The 3,156-nt window shown below is 74.5% G+C and carries 3 protein-coding genes and 1 pseudogene; 2 read left to right on the forward strand and 2 right to left on the reverse strand.

Annotated elements, in window-relative coordinates; translation table 11 throughout:
- Positions 1 to 193, forward strand: a pseudogene (locus RIF68_RS32245) (hypothetical protein); the annotation flags it as partial.
- A 121-nt stretch (positions 194 to 314) separates the two neighbouring features.
- On the opposite strand, the gene RIF68_RS32250 reads toward RIF68_RS32245, so the two are convergent.
- A complete protein-coding gene (locus RIF68_RS32250) occupies positions 315 to 992 on the reverse strand; it encodes a DUF4230 domain-containing protein (RefSeq protein ID WP_309054811.1) in 678 nt (225 codons plus the stop codon).
- A gap of 179 nt (positions 993 to 1,171) precedes the next feature.
- Between RIF68_RS32250 and RIF68_RS32255 the strand changes: the two genes are divergently transcribed.
- On the forward strand, positions 1,172 to 1,864 hold the full coding sequence (locus tag RIF68_RS32255) for a VanZ family protein (protein ID WP_309054812.1): 693 nt from the start codon (positions 1,172 to 1,174) through the stop codon (positions 1,862 to 1,864).
- Positions 1,865 to 1,907: 43 nt separating this feature from the next.
- Here the strand turns inward: RIF68_RS32255 and RIF68_RS32260 are convergent, their stop codons facing one another.
- A complete protein-coding gene (locus RIF68_RS32260) occupies positions 1,908 to 3,107 on the reverse strand; it encodes an MBL fold metallo-hydrolase (protein WP_309054813.1) in 1,200 nt (399 codons plus the stop codon).
- Between the last annotated feature and the right edge of the window lie 49 nt (positions 3,108 to 3,156).

Here is a 3,156-nt window from a genome sequence, read left to right on the forward strand (position 1 = left end):
CACGGCCCGCCGCGCCCGGGACGCGGCGGCCGAACGCGCCGCCCGGGACCGGGTGCACATGGCGAAGGTCGCGCTCGGGGAGCGCGGCACGCCCTGGTGGGACCAGCGGGAGGCCGAGCGCCGCGCCCGCTGGGAGGAGGGACTGGCGGCACTCGACGGGCGCGCCGCCGGGAGAGACTCCGGCGGGGCCTGAACCTGGCGGCCGGACCGCGCGCCGGCGACGGCCCCGAGGACGGGACCGTCCGGGCCGGGCCGCGACCGCGAGTGATCGGAGGCGGGCGTGATCGGGGGCGGGCCGACTGCTCCCGCCCGGTTCAGACGTACGTGACCGTCACCCGTTCGAATCCGAGCGCGCGCAGCAGCCCCTGGAGCATCGCGGTCGTGTTCCGCTCGGCGCGGGCCGTCAGGTCGGACTCCTTGGCCGCCTCGCCGATCTTCCGGGCGGCGAGGACGTTGACGGAGCGCTCGCTCGCGGGATTGTCGGAGAAGAGATCACCGAGCCGGTCGAGCAGACCCCGCTCCTTCGAGACCGCGTAGGAGCGCTCCGGGTCCAGGGCGGGCGTCGCGAGACGGGCGCGCGGGAGGCGCAGGGTGGCCGTGGTGCGCTTCGCGTCGACGGTGACGGCATCCTCCCCGATCCCGCCGAGTTCCACGTAGGCGCTGACGCCACCGGTCGCGACGTACAGGGTCCGGGTGCCGCGGATCGCGTCCGGGAGGAAGCGGGCGTCGCGTTCGAGGTCGACCACCACCTGGTAGGTGCCGGCGGCTCCTTCGTACCGGTGCATGTCCTGGACGGACTTGAGGACGGCCGGCCCGGAGCGGTCCTTGATCTCCGTCCCGAACACGTCCAGCCCCGGCAGGCGCAGTACCTGCCCCACGAGCATCAGGGCGAGGGCCAGGGCGAGCAGGACGAGGGCGGCGACGGGCCATCTCCGGCCGGACCGGGCCCGCCGCCCGGGGCGCAGGGAACTGTTCTCGGTGTCTTCTCCCATGTCCGTCTGCTGCCCGCCGATCCGCACGGCATGTCCAACTCCGGCCTCGACGCGCCAAGTTGTGGCCACGGCGTCCGCTGAGGACCGTGAGGCGGCTTCACCGCCCCACCGCATACCGCCACCGGTCACGGGTACGCGCGCCCCGAGACAGGCGGTCCCACACCGGGGGGAGCAGGCACATGACCGAGTGGAGAAGACCCTTCAAGAGCCGGCGGCGTGACCGGGGGACACCGGAGGCGCGTCAGTGGTCCAGCGGGCCGGCGGCCTTCGAGAAGGACGGTGAACCGGCACCGGAGGCGCGCCCCGTGGACGCCGATGCGGCACGGCCGGAGCCGGTCGTCGAGGAACCCCGTCCGCGCGGTCCGGGAAGGGTCGTCCGGTTGCTCGTCGCCCTGCTCGCGCTCGCGGGCATGGTGGCGTTCGCCCTCGTGCTCGCCAAGCTCACCCTGGTGGAGTCGCCCGCGTCGGAACGTCTCACCCACACGAATCTGACGCCCGGCCGGTCGATCGAGGCCTACCTCCAGCGGCCGGCCTTCGTGGACACGGTGAAGCAGCTCGGCGGCAACCTGGCCCTCGGCTTCCCCTTCGGCCTGCTCCTGCCGTTGCTGTCCCGCAGGACCCGCGGTTTCCTGCGCGTGGCCCTCGTCACCGCCGGCACCATGCTGCTCGTCGAACTCACCCAGGGCGCCCTCATCACGGGACGCGCCTTCGACATCGACGACGTCCTGCTCAACACGGCGGGTGCGCTGCTCGGCTACCTGCTCATCGGGCGGCGCCTCGGCCGCGCCGTCCACCCGCGGACCCGCCGCCCCTGGTGGCGCCGGCCCGCGCCCAAAGCCGCGTCCGGGCCCGCCGCGCGCGAGAGGGGATGACGCGCCGGCGCGCCCTCCCCTCCGCCGTCGTTCCGCGCCGGCCTCAGCGATCGCCCGCCAGGTCGAGATCACGCCGGGAGGTCCCGCCGGGGTCCTCCGCCGGATTCGGGCGGCGCCACAGGTGGGCGACCGGACGGGAGATCCCGCGCCACCAGGCATCCGAAGGCAGCTTCCCCCCAGGCTCGAACGGCTCACCGGGACGCGGGAACGCCACCGCCTGACCGGCTTCCTCGGCCGCGTCCTTGGTCCACTCCCCCGGCTCCGCCCAGGCGTGCGGGGCGAGGTTGAACGTGGCCCAGTGGATGGGCAGCAGGACCCCGGCCGGCTCGCCGCCCTGGAGGTCGAGGTGGGCGCGTAGCCCTTCGGCGGGGGTCATGTGGATGTCCGACCAGAATTCCGAGTAGGCCCCGATCTGGATCATCGTGGCGTCGAAGGGCCCGTGGTCGGCCCCGATGTCCCGGAAACCGGTGAAGTAGCCGGTGTCGCCGCTGTGGAAGATCCGGTGGCGGGGCCCGCGCACCACCCAGGAGGCCCAGAGCGTGTGCTGCCGGTTGCGTATGCCCCGGCCGCAGAAATGGCGGGCCGGGGTCGCCGTCAGACGCAGGTCACCGATGTCCGCCGACTCGTTCCAGTCGAGCTCCCGCAGCCGGGAGGCGGGCACGCCCCACCGCTCCAGGTGCGCGCCGACGCCGAGCGGCACGGCGAAGACCGTGCCGGTCCCGGCGAGCGCCTTGATGGTCGGCAGGTCGAGGTGGTCGTAGTGGTCGTGCGAGATCACGACCACGTCGACCGGTCCGAGCGCGGCGAGCGGGGCGGGCACCGGGTGGAGCCGCCGGGGGCCGGCGAAGGGGAAGGGCGAGCAGCGCTCGCCCCAGACGGGGTCGAAGAGCACCCGGTGGCCGTCGATCTCCGCCAGGATGCTGGAGTGCCCGGTCCAGGTGAGCCGCAGGCCGGTGGCCGGCGGCCGGGCGAGGTCGGCCACGGTGGTCGGATGCACCGGGATCGCGCCGAGCGGGGCGCGCCGCGAGCGGCCGTCCTTCTCGAAGTAGACGCGTGCGAAGGCGACGGTGGAGCCGGTGGGCCCGCGCCGGGCCGGCTCGGGGTTGCGGAAGGCGCCGTCCGCGAAGTTCGGCGAGCGGTGGATGCGGGCGAGGCGCTCCCCCGAGGGGTCCGCGCCGAAGGACTCGGGGCGCAGTGCGCGCAGCTGGGCCCGGAGCGAACGGTCGGAGCCGGTAGCGGTCACAGGACCTCCTGATCTCTGGGGGTCGTTCCATTATGGGCGGGCCCCGAGG

Source organism: Streptomyces sp., assembly GCF_031178505.1.
Taxonomy (GTDB): Bacteria; Actinomycetota; Actinomycetes; order Streptomycetales; family Streptomycetaceae; genus Streptomyces; species Streptomyces gulbargensis.

Excerpts from the sequence above, each read along its gene's own strand:
- RIF68_RS32250 (WP_309054811.1), bottom strand. The coding sequence starts at position 992 with ATGGGAGAAGACACCGAGAACAGTTCCCTGCGCCCCGGGCGGCGGGCC.
- RIF68_RS32255 (WP_309054812.1), top strand. The coding sequence starts at position 1,172 with ATGACCGAGTGGAGAAGACCCTTCAAGAGCCGGCGGCGTGACCGGGGG.